Source organism: Tsuneonella sp. HG249, assembly GCF_053819205.1.
Map to the genome: position 1 here is coordinate 1 of NZ_JBSOQY010000002.1, position 17732 is coordinate 17732.

The 17732-nt window shown below is 65.1% G+C and carries 17 protein-coding genes and 1 pseudogene; 9 read left to right on the forward strand and 9 right to left on the reverse strand.

Going from position 1 to position 17732, the window contains the following annotated elements; translation table 11 throughout:
• The 4 genes and pseudogenes from ACWPM1_RS12105 to ACWPM1_RS12120 form a co-directional block, all read right to left on the reverse strand.
• Positions 1 to 193: pseudogene (locus ACWPM1_RS12105) on the reverse strand (arsenical-resistance protein); the annotation flags it as partial.
• Positions 186 to 593, reverse strand: a complete 408-nt coding sequence (gene arsC / locus ACWPM1_RS12110; protein ID WP_455695165.1) for an arsenate reductase (glutaredoxin) — start codon at positions 591 to 593, stop codon at positions 186 to 188. The gene arsC and the pseudogene ACWPM1_RS12105, both read right to left, overlap by 8 nt.
• Positions 590 to 1060, reverse strand: a complete 471-nt coding sequence (locus ACWPM1_RS12115) for an ArsI/CadI family heavy metal resistance metalloenzyme (RefSeq protein WP_057883336.1) — start codon at positions 1058 to 1060, stop codon at positions 590 to 592. The genes arsC and ACWPM1_RS12115 overlap by 4 nt, the downstream gene beginning before the upstream one ends.
• Positions 1057 to 1407 (reverse strand): ArsR/SmtB family transcription factor, encoded by a 351-nt coding sequence (locus ACWPM1_RS12120; RefSeq protein ID WP_057883725.1) that lies wholly within the window; start codon positions 1405 to 1407, stop codon positions 1057 to 1059. The genes ACWPM1_RS12115 and ACWPM1_RS12120 overlap by 4 nt, the downstream gene beginning before the upstream one ends.
• A 1233-nt stretch (positions 1408 to 2640) precedes the next feature.
• Between ACWPM1_RS12120 and ACWPM1_RS12125 the strand changes: the two genes are divergently transcribed.
• Positions 2641 to 3663, forward strand: a complete 1023-nt coding sequence (locus ACWPM1_RS12125) for a hypothetical protein (RefSeq protein ID WP_455695166.1) — start codon at positions 2641 to 2643, stop codon at positions 3661 to 3663.
• On the opposite strand, the gene purU is transcribed toward ACWPM1_RS12125, so the two are convergent.
• The 4 genes from purU to ACWPM1_RS12145 all read right to left on the reverse strand — a co-directional run bounded on the left by purU (position 3664) and on the right by ACWPM1_RS12145 (position 8206).
• Entirely contained in the window at positions 3664 to 4491 is an 828-nt protein-coding gene (purU, locus tag ACWPM1_RS12130) for a formyltetrahydrofolate deformylase (RefSeq protein ID WP_455695317.1), read from the reverse strand.
• Positions 4492 to 4558: 67 nt separating this feature from the next.
• Complete coding sequence (locus ACWPM1_RS12135) at positions 4559 to 6025, reverse strand: MFS transporter (protein ID WP_455695167.1); 1467 nt, start codon at positions 6023 to 6025, stop codon at positions 4559 to 4561.
• 23 nt (positions 6026 to 6048) lie between these two features.
• The gene (locus tag ACWPM1_RS12140; RefSeq protein WP_455695168.1) at positions 6049 to 7290 is read right to left on the reverse strand and encodes an MFS transporter; all 1242 of its coding nucleotides are present in this window, start codon (positions 7288 to 7290) and stop codon (positions 6049 to 6051) included.
• A complete protein-coding gene (locus tag ACWPM1_RS12145; RefSeq protein ID WP_455695169.1) occupies positions 7283 to 8206 on the reverse strand; it encodes an ornithine cyclodeaminase family protein in 924 nt (307 codons plus the stop codon). Before ACWPM1_RS12145 ends, ACWPM1_RS12140 begins: the two co-directional genes overlap by 8 nt.
• Before the next feature lie 141 nt (positions 8207 to 8347).
• On the opposite strand from ACWPM1_RS12145, the gene ACWPM1_RS12150 reads away from it, so the two are divergent.
• From ACWPM1_RS12150 to ACWPM1_RS12185, 8 genes are read left to right on the forward strand one after another with little or no spacing between them, the layout of a single operon-like run.
• Complete coding sequence (locus ACWPM1_RS12150; protein WP_455695170.1) at positions 8348 to 9103, forward strand: hypothetical protein; 756 nt, start codon at positions 8348 to 8350, stop codon at positions 9101 to 9103.
• The gene (locus ACWPM1_RS12155; RefSeq protein WP_455695171.1) at positions 9100 to 10962 is read left to right on the forward strand and encodes a hypothetical protein; all 1863 of its coding nucleotides are present in this window, start codon (positions 9100 to 9102) and stop codon (positions 10960 to 10962) included. Before ACWPM1_RS12150 ends, ACWPM1_RS12155 begins: the two co-directional genes overlap by 4 nt.
• Positions 10963 to 10984: 22 nt before the next feature.
• On the forward strand, positions 10985 to 12031 hold the full coding sequence (locus ACWPM1_RS12160) for an arginine N-succinyltransferase (RefSeq protein ID WP_455695172.1): 1047 nt from the start codon (positions 10985 to 10987) through the stop codon (positions 12029 to 12031).
• Positions 12031 to 13104 (forward strand): ester cyclase, encoded by a 1074-nt coding sequence (locus ACWPM1_RS12165; protein WP_455695173.1) that lies wholly within the window; start codon positions 12031 to 12033, stop codon positions 13102 to 13104. Before ACWPM1_RS12160 ends, ACWPM1_RS12165 begins: the two co-directional genes overlap by 1 nt.
• Complete coding sequence (locus ACWPM1_RS12170; RefSeq protein WP_455695174.1) at positions 13104 to 14174, forward strand: ester cyclase; 1071 nt, start codon at positions 13104 to 13106, stop codon at positions 14172 to 14174. The genes ACWPM1_RS12165 and ACWPM1_RS12170 overlap by 1 nt, the downstream gene beginning before the upstream one ends.
• Entirely contained in the window at positions 14171 to 14812 is a 642-nt protein-coding gene (locus ACWPM1_RS12175) for a hypothetical protein (RefSeq protein ID WP_455695175.1), read from the forward strand. Before ACWPM1_RS12170 ends, ACWPM1_RS12175 begins: the two co-directional genes overlap by 4 nt.
• Before the next feature lie 5 nt (positions 14813 to 14817).
• Positions 14818 to 15546, forward strand: coding sequence for an alpha/beta fold hydrolase (locus tag ACWPM1_RS12180; RefSeq protein WP_455695176.1), 729 nt, complete (start codon positions 14818 to 14820; stop codon positions 15544 to 15546).
• Entirely contained in the window at positions 15528 to 16676 is a 1149-nt protein-coding gene (locus tag ACWPM1_RS12185) for a cobalamin-independent methionine synthase II family protein (RefSeq protein WP_455695177.1), read from the forward strand. The genes ACWPM1_RS12180 and ACWPM1_RS12185 overlap by 19 nt, the downstream gene beginning before the upstream one ends.
• Before the next feature lie 12 nt (positions 16677 to 16688).
• Here ACWPM1_RS12185 and ACWPM1_RS12190 read toward each other — a convergent pair whose 3' ends face one another.
• Positions 16689 to 17651 carry a cupin domain-containing protein gene (locus ACWPM1_RS12190; protein WP_455695178.1) on the reverse strand — a complete coding sequence of 321 codons (963 nt, stop codon included), beginning with the start codon at positions 17649 to 17651 and terminating at the stop codon, positions 16689 to 16691.
• Positions 17652 to 17732 lie beyond the last annotated feature (81 nt).

Here is a 17732-nt window from a genome sequence, read left to right on the forward strand (position 1 = left end):
TGATCATCAGCCAGATGAGCACCGCGACGGGCAGGTTGACCCGCGCGATCTCCGCAGCGGCTATCGCCGCGAAGGCGCCCGGAACGGCCGCCCCGAGAGCGATGCCGACCCCGATGCAGAGCAGCACCCATACCGAAAGATGCCGCTCGAACATCGACATTGCGGGCCGCGCCGCCAATCCAGCATCAGCCATTGGCGGGCACAACCTCCCCGTCTTCCTTCACGAAAACCGCGTCGAGTGTCCGATCGAGGACCGAGAGAACCTCTTCGGACGGCCGACAGAGCTTTGCGCCATTCGGGCCCACCACGATCGGACGGTTGATCAGGACTGGGTGCTCTATCATCGCATCGATGAGTTGATCGTCCGTGAGCGACGGCTCCGCAAGCCCAAGCTCCACGTAGGGCGTGCCTCTTTCGCGAAGGAGATCGCGCGGGCCGATGCCCATGCGCCGAATAAGCGAAACCAGTTCCTCCCGGCTTGGCGGGGTCTCCAGATAGTGGATCACTTGAGGCTCGGTCCCCGTCGCGCGGATCAGCGCCAACGTGTTGCGCGACGTCCCGCAAGCCGGGTTGTGGTAGAAGGTGACGCTCATCCGCAGCAGCTCGCCGTTTGAGCGGGCACGGTGGGAGCGCAGCATGCGCCATCGGCGGCATTGGTGGAAAGAGCCGCCAGTGCGGGGCTATCGCCGTAGATTGTGGCGTCGCCATTGGTGAGAAAGGCTTCCCAGACGATGCCGTCCGGATCGGCAATCCAGCTCTTTTCCGACTTGGCGTAGCAACAGGTGGTCGCGCCTTCCTCCAGTACAGGACGATCGGCTGCCTTGAGCCGATCATAAACCTCGGTCAGTTCCTCGCCGTTTTCGACCTGGATGCCGAGATGCTCGATGCCTTTGGCAGCGTGGTTGCCCGAGGAGATCGCGAAATTGACGCGGGGGTCCTCCAGCATCCACTTGGCATAATCATCCTTCGTCACGGTCGGCTCCGCCCCAAACAGGGTCGAGTAGAACCCGATGGACGTGCTCAGATCGGTGACGCCGACGTGGACATGCAGACGCTTCATGCGGAAATCCTTTCCTGAGGCTGCGCGGCATCCTCGCCGCATTGTGCCGCCGGCGCGCAGGCCGCACCGCCGCAGCAATTCTCCATGAGGTAGGCGACCAGCGCGCTCATCGCCGCATAGTCGGCCGTGTAGATGAGCGAGCGTCCCTGCCGCCGCTGCTGGATCAGCTCTGCGCGCGTGAGGTGCGCCAGATGGAACGACAGGGACGAATTGGGGACACCGAGTGTCTCGGCAATGGCGCCCGCGGGCATACCGTCATCGCCGGCCTGAACCAGCAAGCGAAACAATGCCAGGCGATGCTCCTGCGCAAGGGCGCCAAGCGCCTCGACGGCAGCGGATGAACTCATTTCCATGAGGATCGAAATATTGCCGGTAATCGCAGCGGTCAAGTTATATTTCGACCAATCTCGAAACGAGTGTGCGTTTACCCACTTGATGGGATAGGGCACGCTGCCCGCTAAGGGCGCAAAGCGAGTTTTATCGATCGCCGGCAGAGGGGGCCAAAATTGGGTGCCGAGTCCCTAAAAAGGCATCGAACCAATACGTTACTGGCTTTCTGCGGGCCTTTTCCGGGCTTTTTCGGAAAGCCACATTCCCGAAGTGTCTGTTAAAAAAACAGAATTCCCCCAGAATCTGATGCCTCTTCTGTTCATCGCACCAAGGGTGTGGGGAGTACTGTGGGGACCGCTCAAAAGCGGCTTTGGAAAAGTAAGCGCAGACAATGACATAGGCAAATCTCGGAGCAGACACCCTCTCCGCCAGAAACTACGCAGAACTGGGCTCGCCCGGCGCCTTTCCTCATGAAGTTGAGTGGGCTGGATGCGCCTGAACGGGCCTGGATGTGCCTGCATCCGCGTTATGGCTTGGGGTCAGTCTTAGGGTCGGTTTGTGATGACATCGCGCGATTTCCAGAATTTCCGGACTTCAATCGCGCCAAATTTGCTAACTTGGCACCCGCCGGCATCCGGGACACAATTTTTACCGTGGTACACCTACCGTTGATGGCACATCGCCCCGAACCCGGCACTGATCAGCAATTCAAATCTTGAGCGAGCTGGCTGCCAGCGAAATGGCGCGGCCTTTAGACCTCAAGCAGCTTTGCGGCCGCGACCCCGAGTGCGGCGCTGATCCGGGCTATGTCGTTGACCGAGATGATGACCTCGCCTCGCTCGGCTACGCCTGGGTAGGTGGACACACGCACGCTCGGCGATCTCTTCCTGGCTGAAGCCGAGCTCTGTGTGGCGGCTGCTAATCTGATCTTCGATGACCTTGCGCAACTAGTCGAGGCGAATATCCAAGCAGGCTGACTACGTGCTGACCACCTTCTCACCGCCATGTTTGGTGAGGCCGCGACAGCCGACATCAAGATAATCCCGACGGAGGAAGCCACCGCGCTTGTCGGCGACTGCACGAAAGGTCCTCGCGACCTGTGCGAGCCACGACCGGCTTGCCCAATCAGCTGCCCGGCGCGGACAGCGAGAGGGCGCGGTATGCCATGTTCAAGTCCGGCGCCACCGCGATCCACACATGATTGACTGCGAATGCAGATGCTATACGGTTGCCCGCGGAGGTGTGGCGCGATGCAGTGGACCAAAGACGATTTCCAGGCAGAGAAGGTCGTGGTGCGGGCGTTTCACGACGCCCTTGATCGCTCTACCCCGGAAACGATCGACAAGGCCCTCATGGGTTTCGTGTCTGCAGACTGGCACTGGCGGGGCATGCACCCCTTCCACGAGCAGCACGGAGTTGAAGCGGTCACCGGGTCTTTCTGGACCCCGTTACGCGGCGCGCTGAAACACCTTCAGCGTCGCCCTGACATCTTTATCGCCGGACTGAACGAGATTGACGGTTTCCAGGGCACCTGGGTCGTGGAGATGGGCCATTTGATGGGCCTGTTCGACGAACCCTGGCTCGGTATCCGTCCAACCCATCGCATCGGCATGCTGCGCTATTGCGAGTTCAATCGCGTCGAGGATGGGAAGATCGTCGAAACGGCCATGTTCTGCGACATCCTCCACCTGATGATGCAAGCCGGGCAGAACCCGCTCCCACCGCAGACCGGGGCCATGCTTGTTCAGCCCGGCCCGCGAACGCACGACGGGTTGTGCTACGAAAGGCAGGATCCGGCCCGAAGCGCAAACGCCCTCGCGGTGATCAACGGCATGCTAAACGGCATGAAGGTGCGGACCCGGGAAGAAGACCCGGCGTGGCGTCTGGCCCAAGATTGGCACGACGACATGATCTGGTGGGGTCCGGCGGGAATTGGCGCCACCTACACCATCGAGCGGTATCTCCGGCAGCACAGCTTTCCGTTCCGGGATGCTCTGGTCGATTACAAGTTCAACGGTCACATTGCCAAGGTCGCGGAGCGCGACTTTGGCGGGTTCTTCGGCTGGGCGAATCTGACCTTGCGCAATGCCGGTGGATACCTCGGAATGACGGCGGGCCCCGGCGTGGCCGACATGCGGGTCATCGATATGTACCGCGTTGAAGATGGCAAGCTGGCCGAAAACTGGATTTTCATCGACATCCTGCACTTCCTAAACCTGCAGGGGCTCGATGTGCTCAGGCGAATGGAAGCGGTCCACTCCGGCGGGGGCTGATCAGGCCAGCACCACCGTCCGGTTGCCGTCGAGGAACACACGCTGCTCGGCGTGCCATTGAACGGCGCGGGCCAGCACCGACGCTTCGACCTCGCGCCCGGCGGCCACCATCGCCTCGGGGCTCGAGGCGTGGGTCACCCGCCGGACGTCCTGCTCGATGATCGGTCCTTCGTCGAGATCGGCGGTCACATAGTGCGCGGTCGCCCCGATGATCTTCACCCCCCGCTCGTGCGCTTGGTGATACGGCTTTGCTCCAGCGAAGCTCGGCAGGAAGCTGTGGTGGATGTTGATGCACCTTCCGCGCAGCTCGTCGGCAAGATCGGCGGACAGTACTTGCATGTAACGCGCCAAAACCAGCAGTTCCGCCCCGCTTCCTTGCATGACCTCGCGGATGCGATCTTCCTGCGCTGGCTTGTCCGCGCCGCTGGGTAGGCGATGAAACGGCAAGCCATGCCATTCGACTTGGTCGCGCATGATCTCATGGTTCGACACCACGCCGGTGATCACGATCGGCAGCATCCCGATATCGGTTCTGTGGATCAGATCAGTCAGGCAGTGCCCGAAGCGGGAAACCGCGATGACCGTGGGCACCTTGCGGCCCCGCGACTCGAGCCGCCATTCCAGCTGGAGCGAGCGGGCGACCGGACCTAGCGCTGCAGCCACTTCGTCCCGGTCGACCGGCGTGACGAGAACCAGGCGCACGAAGAACAGGCCGCTGGCGGCATCCCCGTGCACTTGGGCATCGCGGATGTCGCAGCCCAACGCCGCCACGCACGATGAGACGCGCGCGACGATGCCCGGCTGGTCCGGGGCGCTGAAGCTGAGCACCAGACATGCCCCGCCGTCGGCGCCCTCGTTTAGCGACGACACGGGCGCCGACCGCTCGGCCAAGACGCTAGGACCCTGCCTTCAACGCCGCGGCTCTTTCGTCGAGCGCGGCGCGCGTTACATCGTAGGTCTCCCGCGTGACCCGCAGCATCCCGTAGAAGATGCCCGCGATTAGACCCGGAATGGCCGACAAGGCGAAGGCCGCGGCCAGCGCCATTAGGACCTCGTTCGAAACCTCGCCGGGCTTGGCGTTGGTCGGAAAGGCGATCGTATTCAGCACCCATCCGGCAAGCGCGGTGCCAAGCGCCTGATCGACCCTCTGGAAGAACGTTCGCGTGGCGTAGAGTACTCCCTCCTGGCGCACGCCGTACCTGAGTTCGTTCTCGTCGGCGATGTCTGCCAGCGCGGATGTTACCGTAGTCTGCATCAGGCTGTAGGGCGCGTGCTGGAGCACAGAGAAGGCAATCAGGATCCACAGGATGCCCTCGGTCTCGGCGCTCAGGACCCCAAAATAGCCGAGGGCCAGCGGGATCGCCGGACCCGCACTATACAAGGCCAGCGCCAGCGCGCCGGTCCAGCGTTTGTCGAGCTTGGCGTGCAGACGCTTCACCACGAAAGCCGCGAACAGATAGCCGCTGAAGCTGCCGATCACGAAGAAGCTGATCTGGTTGTTGTCGAGCTCCCAGAAATAAGTCGCGGTGTACAGCCACAGGCCGATCCGCACCCCGGTCATCATCGACAGGAAGAACAGGCCAATCAACAGGACGACGTAGTTTCGGTTGCTCAGCGCCTGGCGGATGTCGCGCCACAGCTCGCGCGGTCCAAAGCTTTTCTGCTCAGCGCGCGGCTGGGGCAGATAGGGGATGCGGTTCATTGTCGACCAGCTCGAATAGCCCAGGATCAGCACGATCAGTACCGCGATGGTGATCGAGAACATTGGGTAGCGCGTGGGATCGAGCGCCCCGTTGGGGAACTCGTCGCTCGCCGCGAAGATCACCCGGAACGCCAGCAACCAGCCAATCGTGTCCCCGAGCCACAGGCAGAACGTGTTGTAGGCCATCACGCTCGTTCGGCCGAGGTAGTCGGTCGACATTTCGCCCCCCAGCGCGAGGTGCGGGGTGTGGTAGACCGTCATCACCTGGAGCAGCAGAGTGTTGGTGATGCCAAGCCAGATGAGCTGCCAGGTAGGCGAGAGATCTGGCGGATTGTAGAGGGCGTAGAACAGCACCGCCGCGGGCAGGATCGCGCCGAACATAAAGGGGTGCCGCCGCCCCCACTTGCTGCGCGTTCGGTCCGACCACGACCCCACCATCGGATCGACGAAGGCGTTGACGAGCAGGCCGACGGCCAGCGCGGTGCCGACTAGGCCGGCGTCGAGCCCACGCACCTGGTTGTAGAACAACAGCGTGAAGCTGGACGTCGCGGTGAACACCAGCGCTTCGGCGGTGCTGCCGAGGCCGTAGGCGACTTTGTCCTGGACCCGCAGCGGGGGCGCATCGCCCTCGGCGGCGACGTGTCGGTTCTGGCTCGCCAAGTTCTCTCTCCCGTCCGTTTTTCTTACTGGGTCGCTGGCTTGCGCCGCGAAACCGTTTCCGGAAGCGCGAACCACACCAGTGCGCCGAGGCCGAAACCAACGATGCCGAGCGACATCGCCGTCTTGAGGCCGAAGTTCGCCGCGATCTCACCCGTCAAGAGCGGGGCGGTCATCGATATGATCCGGCCCCAGTTGAAGATCGACATCGCCGAAGATCGCACTCGCATCGGATACAACTCCGACATCCACGGCGCCCACGCAACCGATGCGGTGATGGCGAAGCCCCAGCAGAAGCCGGCGATCGCAAACGCGGTCGGCGTTTGCGCGATGGTCACGTAAGCGAGCACCGACAGAGCGCCGAGCGCAAAGCCGATGCCGGTAGGCCGACGGCCGAAGCGGTCGCTGAACCAGCCCCAGAAGAACCCGCCGATCAACGCACCGGTGAATTGGGTCGAGATGATCCAGCCGATCGTTTCGGACGAGAGGCCCTGTTCGTCCTTAAGGAAGGTGGTCGTCCACCCGGCGAAGGCCTGGTAGGCAAAGAAGTTGAGCGCCACGAGCGCGAACAGCAGCCACGTCGTGCGCCGTAGCGCCGGCGAGAACAGCTCGAACAGCGGCATCCGTTCGTTCTTGGGCTCGTTCGGATCGGCGCCGAACGCGGTCATCTTGCGGTCGTCGGGGATCAGCCAGAAGATCAGCGGAGCGAGGATCATTGAGGGCACGGAGCCGATCAGCAGGAGCAGCTGCCAGTCACTGCGTTCGGCAAACATGCCATACGCCGCCCCCAGGGCGATCACCGATACGTTGTACGTACCCTGTCCGATGCTGGCGAGCTTCCCCCGCACCCGGCTCGAGAACAGGCCCATGTAGGTTCCGATCAGAACCGGAAAATTCCCGCCGAGGAACAGCCCTAGGATGAACCGCTGGCCGAGCAGCATTTCGTACGAGGCAACATAAGCACCCGCGGCGGCCGCTACCGACGTGCCGATGATGATCGCGATCAGCATCGGACGGCGTCCGTAACGATCGGCCAGCACCCCGAAGGTCACCGATCCGATCAGCGCGCCGAGGCTTTGGGCGGTGTAGGCCGATCCGGCCTGGGTCAGCGTGAGTCCGAGCTCTTCGCGGATTTGGGGCCGCAGCACGTCGACCGTGTTCCACGACCAGCCGTAGAAGAATTCGAACACCATCAGCAGCACGAAGGCGATCGTGCGCCGGTTGAGAGAGATATCTTCCGCCCGCAGGCGGGGAGTTGCATCACGCATGGGAAGCTACCCCTTCCAGAATCTCATGTTGCGAAAGTGCGTTCGCTACCAGCCCCAGCCCGGCGAGCAGCAATTCCATGACGACGAGATCTTCGGCAGCGTGGCCGACCGATTTGAACACGGTCACCTCGCGGCATGGGGCCGGGACCCGGCCGGCGAGGATGTCCTTCAGGAGGACAATCTGATCGCGGGTGATCACCCCAGCCGCGAGCGGTTGGACCAGATCGCCCGCCTCCGTGAGCGCGGCGGCAGTATCGGCGACGATCGAGGCTCGACACATCAATGTATCATCCACTTCGCGCATGTCGGGCCGAAAGCCGCCGACCAGATCGACGTGGGTGCGCGGGCCGATCATGTCGCCCGTCACTAGTGGGTTCGTCGACGGTGTAGCGCAGGCGACGATGTCGGCGTTGGCCGCGGCCTCGGCGGGGGATGATTCGACCCGCACCGCGGCGACGTGATCCGCGGCAAACGCAGCAAGTTCGCGTGCGGCGTCGTTGCGCCGAGCCCAGATCGCGATCTTCTCGATCGGAAAGGCCGCGGCGTAGGCTTCGACGTGCGCACGCGCCTGCCGTCCCGCTCCTAGCACCGCAAGCGAGCGCGCGCCGCCCACCCGGAGCGTCCGTGCCGCGAGCACCGAAGCAGCGGCGGTGCGCAGCGCGGTCAGCCGGTGTGCCTCGACAACGGCGAGCAATGTGCCGCAGGTGTCGAATGCAAGGAGATGGCTGTTCAGCCCGCCGCAAGCGGAATGGACGACCTTGACGATCGCAATCCCTCCCGGCCGTAGCGCGGGCATGGCCAGCAAGGTGCGCGCGACGCCATCGCCACGGCACGAGGCTATGGCGCGCGGCGGCGCTATCGGCGGATCGACAAATGCGCCGGCGATGACCTCGAGTACGTCCGCAGGCGACACCATCCGGTCGACCACTGCGTCGGTAACAATGGCGGGCTCAAAACCGACGGCCAGTCTCCTAGCTCCGTTCTGTGAGGAACGTTGACTTTGAATGCATAGCCGGTAGGCTGGAAGGTGCAAGGATTCTTGCAAGGATCGCAGTCCGTGACGTTTTATCCCTCTGATAAAGTTCGCCCGTTAGCTCTAGCTGTTTCGCTGACTGCGCTGTCCGCGTGCGCGGCATCCGCCCCCGTCGGCCAAGGCGCCATTCCCCCTTTCGAGCAGGTTCCCAAGGGGGACCCAAGCTTCTTCGTCACGAGTCGCGGCCTCGAGGGCGGCAATCTCGGAGGCCTGGGGGGAGCCGATGCGCATTGCGCGCAACTGGCTGCGGAAGCTGCGCTGCCCGGCCGCCAGTGGCGGGCTTACCTCAGCACCCAGGCCACCCCAAGCGCGCGCGCCATCCACGCCCGCGAGCGGATCGGGAAAGGCCCATGGTTCAACTTGGAGCGCATTCGCATCGCCCGCGACCTCGCGCACCTTCACGGCGACAACGCCGAACTTGCGCGCGCCGGCAATCTCGTCAGCCAGGGCTCCGCGTTGACCGAGCGAGGCGAACGCATCGGCGGCAAGGGCGACCCCGTCCTCCGGCATGACATCCTGACCGGGTCGACAGATGACGGGCGGGCTTACCCGGACAACCGCTTCGATCGGACCTGCCGCAACTGGACGTATTCCGGGGCTGAGGGCAGCGCGCAGATCGGCCATTCGGACCGCGACACGATCGGCCTCAGCATCTCGTGGAACTCGGCCCACCAGACCACCGGCTGCAGCCTGACCGATCTAAAGAAGACCGGGGGCGACGGGCTATTCTACTGCTTCGCCGCGGATCCGGTCCCCAATGCCGCGGAGCTGCGCAAGTGATCGGACGGAACCGCAGCGGTCCGCTGACAGGTTCGCGCGTGACCCGGCGTGACTTCTGCAATGGCGCGCTCGTTGGCGCCGGCGCTGCTCTGCTGCACGGGTGCGGGTCCTCGGTCGACAACGCTGCCGGGCCGCCCCCGTCCGGACTGGGGGCGGAATGGAACGGACCCAGTGGGCTGGGCGAATACAGCGGCTCAAACGGCAACACCTGGCGCACGATGGAAGCCGGCCACCGCATCCGCGACGCGGCCTTCTCGGACACGGCCGCCCTGGTGGACACCGGCGAACGCTACGACCTGATTGTCGTGGGAGGCGGCTTTGCCGGCCTCGGCGCGCTGCACGCGTTCCGCAAGGATCATCCTCAGGGCACCTGCCTGCTGCTCGACAACCAGGAGATATTTGGCGGCTACGCCAAGGCCAACGAGTTCGAGATCGACGGATATCGCCTCGCCAGCTCGCAGGCTTCCCTCAACTTCGTGCTGCCCAAATCGCCGGAGGACCGCGGCGCCGAAATCTGGGCCGATCTCGGCCTGCCGCGAGAGTTCGAATTCGCAGAGCGCGAAGACGGCAACCGGGCGGTCGCCTTTGCTGCGTCGACTTCATCGCCGCTCTACTACGGCGAGCAAAGCGCCAACGTCGGCTACTTCTTCGGCGAGGGGGGGTGGGCGAAAGACATCTGGCAGGACGAGCTGCGCCGCGCCCCCTTCTCCGAGGCGACGAAGCGGTCGCTGTTCGCGATGCGGGTGCGCAAGCGAGCAGGGACGGTGAGCCGAGCGGAGGGGGCGCGGCTCGATGCGATGAGCTTTTCGGACTTCGCCACGCGCGAGCTCAAGGCGACGCCGGAGGCGCTCGCTTACATCACCCAAGGCATGTGCATCACCGGGCCGCAGATCTCGGCATATGGGGCGCGGTCGTTTCCGGGCCTGGAGCGCTATGCGCCCGGCAGCACCGAGGCAGCCAATGCAGAGCGGTTCATCAGCTTCCCTTCGGGCAACACAGTGCTGGCGCGGGCGCTGGTGCGGGCGGCGGTGCCAGATGCGTTCTCGCGAAAAGGATCCCCCAGCGAGACCTTCGGGCGCATCGCGCCCGCCGCGCTCGACCGGCCGGGGGCGGCATGCCGCGTTCGCCAGCGGGCGACGGTGATCCGGGTCGCCAACCTTCCCGGTGGGCGAGTCGAGGTCATCTACGAACGCGACGGCAAGCTGCACAAGGCGACCGCCGGAGCGGCCGTCCTGGGGATCGGGGCCTGGGTCGCCAAGCGCATAATCCAGGACCTCCCCGAAGCTCACCGCGCGGCGTTCGACTGCTACCTTTATTCGCCGATGCTGATGGTGAACGTGGCGCTGCGCAACTGGCGATTCCTCGACAAGCTCGGCATCTCGGCCGCGCGGTGGTTCGAGGGGACCGGGTTCTACTGCAACATTCGCAAGCCGATGGTGTGGGGCGGGGGCTCGCCAGCACCGTTCCATCCCGACAAGCCGATCGTGATGACGATGTACGTGGCGTTCCCGCGGGCCAACCTGCCACTCGAGGCGCAAGGCCCTGACGCGCGAATGGAGCTCTATTCGACATCCTATGCCGAATACGAGAAGCGCATCGTGCGCCAGCTGGAGACAATGTTCGCAGTGGGGGGGTTCGATGCCGGTCGGGACATCGCCGGGATGGTGCTCAACCGCTGGGGCCACGCGTTCGTCACCCCTCCCCCGGGGTTCTACTTCGCGGCGCCGGGGCAGATCGCCGCGGCGGACCTGGCAAAGCATCCCGTTGGCCGAATTGCCTGGGCGCCGGGCGCCGATTGGGCCGGCTCGGCAATGGCAGGACGCGCGGCCGTCGAGCAAATTCTCGGCCAGCCTGCGTGAGGAGATACGCGGTTGACTGCGGATGCATCCGCGCTACACCGAGGCGATGGAAGGGGACGGTTCACTCATTCGCCCGGTAAGCGCCGACGACCTCGACGCGGTCCTCGAGCTGACGCGCCGCGGCGGGACCGGACTGACCAATCTGCCACCCGATCGGGACGCGCTGGAACGGCGGATCGCCTCGGCCGAACAGGCGCTGTCGGACCAGCAGGCGCGGGCCGATGGCGCGGCGATCATGCTGGTGGCCGAGCTCGCCGGGCGGATCGCCGCAACCGGCATGATCTTCGCGCGAGTGGGCGCTGAGTGGCCGTTCTACAGCTACCGCATCACGCGGCAGGCGTCGCTGTCGCGCGCGGTCGGTCGGTCGAAGTCGCAACGCTTGCTCAATCTGGTCAATGATTTCGACGGCGAGACCGAGGTCGGCGGACTGTTCGTCGATCCCGCGATGCGCGGCCAGGCGCTCGGGCAGCTGATGGCGCGCGCGCGGTACATGTTCATCGCGGCACACCGTGGCTGGTTCGGCGAGCGCGTCATCGCCGAGCTGCGCGGCTATCAGGACGAGAGCGGCGGCTCCCCAGTGTGGGAGGCGATCGGTCGGCACTTCTACGACATGGAGTTCGAAGAGGCCGACCGCACGGGGGCCATCCACGGGAACCAGTTCATCGCCGATCTCGGCCCGCGGTACCCGATCTATATCTCGATGCTGCCGGCGGAAGCGCAGGCGGCGCTGGGACGGCCACACAACGACGGCCGGCCGGCGCACGCGATGCTGCTCGCCGAAGGCTTCCGTGACGAGGGCTACGTCGATATTTTCGACGGCGGGCCGACGCTGGTGGCGCCGATCGACTCGGTGCGCACCGTCGCGCATTCGTGCGAAGCAGCGTTCTTCGAGGAGGGCGAAGGCGGCTCGCGCGCCCTGATTGCGACCGGGTTTGGCAGCGAGTTCCGCCTCGCGCGCGGCACGGCACAGGCAAGAGGCGAGCGCGTCACGCTTGATCCGGCGACGGCGCGGTTGCTCTCGGTGTCGGAGGGCGACACGCTGCGCATTGCTCTGCTGGAGACCGCCTGATGACCGACCAGACACTTCCGTTCGTGTTGCCGCAGCGACCCGCGGTCACCCTCCTGCGCCAGCAGGACGCACGCGCCTTGCGCCAGCCGCCCGGCGAACGCACCCAGCCGATGCGAGGCTTCGAGGATCGCTTCCCCGACATCGTCGACTATGTCGTGCGGATCACCGACGAGATCTGGATGGATCGTGCGGTGGGCTACATCTACGATACCTACGACGCGAGCTGCACGGTCTATTCCTCGTACGGTATCGTCCGCTCGGTCGAGGAGGTGATCGCCTCCACCGTCACTACGCTCAATGCCTACCCGGATGGCGAGATTCATCATCTGGCGGTCGCCTGGAGCGGCGACGAGGACCAGGGGTTTTACACATCGCACCTCGGCCACAGCCGCTCGACCAACGTCGGCCGGACCGCGTGGGGGCCCGGGACTAACCGGCGCACCTCCATCCGCTTCGTCGCCGACTGCATCAGCAAGGACAACCGCATCCACACAGAATGGCTGGTGCGCGACAACGGAGCCGCGGTCAGGCAACTGGGCTACGACCCCCACGTCATTGCGCGCAAGGCTGCCGAAGCCGGCATGGCGGAGACATTCGTCGTCTCTCCCGGCACCCGGCTCGACGGACAGGCTCCGCGCACACGGCTGGAGCTGGATGAGACCACGCTCGCAGACTGGGCGCACGCGCTGTTCCACGACGTGTGGAACTTGCGGCGGCTCGACTGGCTGCCACGCGCCTACGCCGACGATGTAATCGCGCACGCCGGCGGCGGACGAACCGCACAAGGGCTGCGTAATTACCAGTCGCTAGTGCTGCATGTGCTCGCCGCAATTCCCGACGGCGTCATGCGGGTCGAGCATGTCTGCTGGACCGAGGAGGCCGACGGCGTGATCGTGGCAGTGCGCTGGGTGCTGGAGGGGCGCAGCGCGCCGGGGGGCGTGCTGGGCGAATGCCCGGCGGGTAAACCGGTTTTCATGATGGGAATGAGCCACCTGCGCATAGCGGGGGGCAAGGTCGTGGAGGAATGGATGCTGTTCGACGAAATCGGTGTTTTGGCGCAGGCGTACTGCTGATGCCCTGGGATCAGGATCCGCAGGTGCTGTCCCCTGTCGGGCGGCCGATGCGCGAGCAGCTCGAGGAGGGTCCGGCGCGCCAGAAGCTCGACGGCTTCGAGCCCGTTTACCGCGATTTCGTCGATTACATCGTGCGCTGCACCCACCGCATCTGGGAAGAGAAGAACGTCGGCCTGTGCCGCTCCCACTACAGCGATGATTGCGTCATGCACACGCTCGCCGGCCCCTCGGTTGGGGCTGAGGTGGTGACGCAGAATACGGTGACCTCGCTGGCCAGCTACGCAGACCGGGTAGTCCTGGCTGAAGATGTCGTGTGGAGCGAGGACGCGCCCGGGGTATTCTACAGCTCACACAAGATCGCGAGTCGCTCGACTCACTTCGGCGATGAGCCGCTGGTCGGTAAAGCGACCATGCGCGGCACCGGCGTTTCGACGATCGCGGACTGCAAGTGCGTCGCCAACCGTATCGTCGAGGAATGGCTGGTGCGCGACAACGCGGTGGCCATGTGGCAGGTCGGTGCCGATCCGCGCGCGATGGCCGAGGCCGCGGCCGAATTGGATCGCGAGGGCGACCAATCGCGCCACAGATGGCGCGCCGAAGCGATCGCCGCCACCCGCAACGAACCCGATGTAGAAATTGAGGAAGGGCACCCGGCGGCACCGCTGGCCGCGATGCTGCGGGCGGCATTCGCCGAGGACCTGTGGGGCGACGCCGCGCAGATGTTCTCGCCTGCCGCCGAGATCCGGTGGCCCTCGCGCCGACACGGTTTCGGCCGCGGATATTGGATCGGCTGCGTCAATCAGCTGTGCAACGGGATGCACCAGCGCGCTTTCCGCTGCGAGCATGTCGCGGCGCGCCCGCTGCCGCATGGAGATACGGCGGTCGCGATCCGCTGGTCGCTCACTGGCGCCCACAAGGCGACCGGGGTGTGGGGGGAGGCCTCCGGGCGCGAACTCTATCTTCTGGCCGTGTCGCATTACCGGCTTCGCGCTGGCAAGATCGTGGAGGATCTGACGGTGTTCGACGAAGTGGCGGTGTTGCGGCAGATCGCCGGAGGGCTGGGAGCATGAGCACCCTCGATCATCTGCGGGCCGTGGGGCGTGGCGACACTCCGGCGGACGACGGCCTGTTGGGCAACGCCCGCTGCGGCTGGGGTCGCGGGGAGTTGATCGGCCTCGAATCGATCCTCGCGGCGTTCTGCGTAAAGCCGTTTGCCGGCGACGATGCGCTGGCAGTCGAGACCTCGCAGGGGGCTGCGCTGATCGGCGAGCACGACGCAATGATAGCCGATGTCTACGGTGGCCGCGCCGGGCGGATGTGGCGTGTGGGTCGCGGGATCGACTTCCCCGGAGAGCTGGCGATCGACATCGCGTTCGATCCGGACATGCGCCAGCAGCGCGGGGATGTATTCTTCTGGGCTGAAGACCATCCCGATCTCGACGTGGCAGGCGCCGAGCGCCTTCTGGCGGCGGCCAGGGGCCACATCGACGAGGTTCGCAGGGCCGGTGGTTTGAGGGTCCGCGCTTTTGTGGTGCGCGCGTTCGGAAACGCCCAAAGTAGCGCGGCGCTCTTGGCAATCTTTACTATGGGCAACGAGACGAGCCGCTCTGCCTCATTCGGCTACGCGATCATCGGCCTCGGTGCGGACGGAAAGGCGCGTGTGGTCGGCGAGCAAAGCCCGCCGCGCGAATGGAGCCCCCGCTTTTAGGCATGGTGATCCCTCCCGTCCTGCTGATCCCGGGCAACATGTGCGACGCCCGGCTGTGGCGACCCGTTGTGAAGCGGCTGGAGGAAGCCGGGCACACCGTTTGTCACGCGCCGCGCCTCGATCAGGACTCGATCGCGGAAATGGCCGAGTTGGTCGGCCGCACGATCGACGGACCGGCTGCGGTGGTCGGGTTTTCGATGGGCGCGATCGTGGCCGCCGAGCTCGCGCGGCGCGCCCCGGAGCGCGTGGCGGCTCTCGGGCTGCTCGCCTTCAACGCCACGGCGGACCTTCCGGAGCGTGCGGCCGTGCGACCTCGCCAGCAGGAGGCGGTGCGTGGCGGCCAGCTGGAAACGCTCGTCGCCGACGAACTCAAGCCGCACTACCTTGCGGAGGAAAACCGGGGCGACCGGGCCCTGCTCGATACGGTTATGGAAATGGCGCGCGCGCTGGGGCCCGATGCGTTTATCGCGCAAAGCGAAGCGCTGCGGTTGCGCGGTGATCTGCGGCCGGTGCTACCCGACTTCACGATGCCCGTGCTGCTCGCTTGTGGAAGCGAGGATCGCTTGTGCCCGCCCGAATGGCACCGGCGGTGGGCAGACATGATCGGGCCAAACGCACGTTTAACTGAAGTACCGGGCGCGGGGCACCTGCTGCCACTCGAAAAATCAGATGCCATTGCCGATACGCTGATCAGCTGGCTTGCCGAGGACACTCAATGCCAAACCGTATACTGACCACTCATGTCGGCTCGCTCCCGCGCGGGACCGAGCTCACCGAGCTGCTGTTCGCTGCGGAACGCGAGGAACCTGTGGACACGGCGCGCTTCGAAAAAGTGGTGGCAGAAGCGGTGCACGAGACCGTGCGCCGGCAGGTCGAGGCGGAGATCGACATCGTGTCGGACGGCGAGATGAGCAAGATCAGCTACGCGACCTACATCAAGGACCGGGTCAGTGGCTTTGCGGGCGACAGCCCCCGCCGTGCCCCGGCAGACCTGGAAGCGTTCCCCAGCTTCCTCGAGCGGCAGTCGAAGGGAGGGGGCACTCCAAGCTACCGCCGGCCGCGCTGCGTGAGTGAAGTGGCGCCCGTCACGTTGGCGCCACTAGAGGACGATATCCGCCATTTCGCCGCCGCGCGCGCGGCGCACGGCGATCCCCAAGGCTTCATGAACGCAGCGTCGCCGGGAGTCATCGCGCTCTTCCAGCCGAACGACTTCTATACGAATGACGATGCCTATCTCGAGGCGCTCGCTGAGGCGATGCGTCCGGAATATGAAGCGATCGTCGCGGCCGGGCTGATCCTCCAGCTCGACAGTCCGGACTTGGGCCTCGGCCGGCATATGATGTTCAAGGACCGATCGGACGAGGACTACCTCATCGCGATCGGCCGCCATGTCGACGTGCTCAACCACGCTTTGCGCAACGTGCCGGGCGAGCGGTGCCGGATGCACGTCTGCTGGGGCAACTACGAGGGTCCCCACCATTGCGATGTCGAGATGGGCGTGATCCTGCCGACTCTGCTTCAGACAAAGCCCGCCGGCCTGCTGTTCGAGACGTCCAACCCCCGCCACCAGCACGATTGGGAGGCGTTCGAGGCCAATCTGGCCCGGCTGCCGGCGGACAAGATCCTGATCCCGGGCGTGATCGATTCGACCACCAACTTCATCGAGCACCCGCGAGTGGTTGCCGAGCGTGTCGAGCGATACGCACGAATGGTCGGGCCGGAGAGGGTCATCGCCGGCACGGACTGCGGTTTTTCGACCTTCGCCGGGTTCGGCGCGGTCGATCCGGAAATCGTCTGGGCCAAGCTCGCTACGCTGGCCGAAGGTGCGGCCATCGCAAGTAACCGCATCCCCGCCTGGGCGTAGCCCGCTTCGAATTCAGTCGGTGCCCCGGACCACAACGAGCTCGGCGCCCGTGCCGAGCGCGTGGTAGGAGCGTTCAAGCCGCGACGGCACGGTCATTGTGTCGCCCGTGCCCAGGTTCACGGTCCCATCCGGGGTGCGCACCAAGGCCGAACCGCTTTGCACGAAGACGACTTCGGGCTTCACCGGCGCGGACGATGGGTTGGCTTCGTTGGCAGCCAGTATGAGGCGCGACACGGTGAACCCATCGGCCGCCGGTAGCTGCCCTCCCTGGCCGATGACCAGGCTCTCGCCAGGCGTGGCGTGGTCCGGGGCGCGGGCGATTATCTCGTCCTCGTCCTCTGGTCTCATCTTGCGCAGGCTGGCGATCGCCGCGCGGCTGGTAACCGGCATGGGCGCGACGCCGGGCGGCGGGGTCTGCCCCTGTGTCGTATCGACCAGCGCGCCGTTCTCGAGCAGGACCAGGCCGTACTCGGCGGCCATTTCGAAGACCTGCGGCGCCCACAGCACGCGCCCGGGGTCGTCGCCCCCGAGGACGGACCACAGGAATGCCGTGTCGTCGCCGATGTTCTCGAAACCGCGAAAAGCGTGGATGGGGAACGAGACGATGTCGCCGGGGCCGGCCTCGACCTGTGCGTCCTCGCCATGCTCCCCGAAGGTAAACCGCCAAAGGCCGGTGTGAACCACGAACACTTCCGCGGTATCGTGGCTGTGCTGTGAATTGATGCAATTGGGCGGCTGGCGCGCGCCGCCAATGTTGAACCCGTGGGCTTCGGTGATGTGGACGTGCTGCTCTGGGTTCTCGGCGACGCCAGGCCCGATGATTGTGAAGTTCTCTTTCTTGTCGGAGCCAGGCGTGCGGGTGTCGATAAACGCATTCGTGCAGGGGATGAGATCGCGATAGCGTACGATCCGGGACTCCAGCGCCTCGGCGCTCCAGTTACGGACGCGCTCGCGTCCGTCCACCCCCATGTTCATCCCACACCACTCCTGAACTGCACAACGGTGTTGCAAGTTTCTGCATTCGCAGTCAATACGCTTTTGCACTTTTGGAGGGAT